1 pseudogene is annotated in these 1598 nt (G+C 73.2%); it reads left to right on the top strand.

Annotated elements, in window-relative coordinates:
* Positions 1–1376 (top strand): annotated as a pseudogene (locus tag AB8Z36_RS39330) (hypothetical protein); the annotation flags it as partial.
* Positions 1377–1598 lie beyond the last annotated feature (222 nt).

Genomic DNA, 1598 nt, shown 5'->3' with positions numbered 1-1598 from the left:
GCCCGAGCCGAGGGGGCCCGCAGGGCGGCGACTCCTCGCGCGGTGACCTGCCGTACTTCTCAGGACCCGGTCAGAACGGCCCCCAGGGGCCCGCGGGGCCGACCGGCGGACCCGTCACGGGTGACGGGCCGCTGGCGCCGCCCCCGGGCTCCGGCAACCCCGCGGGCGGTCCGCCGCGCCCGGGTGCGCTGAGCGACGACACCGCGATCCTCACCCCGCAGAAGCCGGGACCCGGCGCGCCGCCGCCGGGCGGCAACGTCTCCGGTGAGACGCTGACCAGCGGCATCCCCGTGGTGCCGCCCGCGCAGGGCGACTCGCCCTTCCCGCCGGGCCCCGGTGCCGACGGCGCGATGGCGCACACCCCGCCGAAGCTGCCCGAGCCGGTGCGCTCCGACGTGCCGACCGCTCCGGCGTCCACGGCCAAGAAGAAGGGCCGCAACAAGCTGGTCCTTCTGGTGGCCGCCGTGGTCGTCGTGGCCTGCGGCGCGTACGGCGCGGGCCTGTTGATGAACCACGCCGACGTGCCGAAGGGCACCACGGTGCTCGGCGTCGACATCGGCGGCGGCACCCGTGACGAGGCCGTCAAGAAGCTCGACGAGGCCATCGGCGAGCGCGTGGCCAAGCCCCTGAAGCTGTCCGTGGACGGCGAGGGAGTCACGCTCAAGCCGGACCAGGCGGGTCTGACCCTGGACAGCCAGGCCACCGTCCGCGAGGCCGCGAGCAGCGACTACAACCCCGTCTCCGTGGTCGGCTCGCTGTTCGGCGGCCAGCGTGTCGTCGAGCCCGTCATGCCCGTCGACGAGGAGAAGCTGGCGGCGGCCCTCGAACGCGCCGCGGGCGGCTCGGGATCGGCGCAGGAGGGCTCGGTCAAGTTCCTGCCCGGCAAGGCCGTGCCCGTCTACGGCAAGGAGGGCAACGGCATCGACGCCCAGGCCTCCACCAAGGCCGTCGCGGACGCCTACAAGAAGCAGGTCGAGACGGGCAGCGCGGGCACGGTCCGGGTACCGGTGACCACCCGCAGGCCGACGGTCTCCAAGGCCGAGGTCGACAAGTTCATGACGCGGTTCGCCAAGCCCGCGATGTCCGCCAACGTCACCATCAAGGCGGGCACCAAGTCGATCCCCTTCGGCCCGGCGAAGTCGCTGCCCAAGATCCTTGAGACCAAGGCCCTCAAGGACGGCACCCTCCAGGTGCACTACAACCTGCCCGAGCTGGAGAAGCTCTACGGCAACGTCTTCGACGGGGTCCTGATCCAGCGCGGCAACGGCGACAAGACGCCGGTCCAGCCGACCGACGTCGCCCAGGCGATGGGCAAGGCCCTCGTCGGCAAGACGCCCGCCGAGCGGGTGGGCGTGATCGAGACGAACGCGAGCTGACCGCCGTACGCAGGCCGTAGATCCGTACGCGGTCCGTAGATCCGTACGCGGGCCGAGTACCGCATGACATCTGTCATGCGGTACTCGGCACACGCGACACTGCCGCGCCCCGCCCGCCCCCGGCGACGATGGTCCGCATGACGACGACCTCAGCACCCCCCCCCCCCCCCCCCCCCCCCCCCCCCCCCCCCCCCCCCCCGGCCCGCGTACGGATCTACGGAC

This window comes from Streptomyces flavofungini, from assembly GCF_041028215.1.
GTDB classification, from domain to species: domain Bacteria; phylum Actinomycetota; class Actinomycetes; order Streptomycetales; family Streptomycetaceae; genus Streptomyces; species Streptomyces flavofungini_B.
Note: the sequence above shows the minus strand (reverse complement) of the source record. Positions and strands in the feature narration are given on the sequence as shown.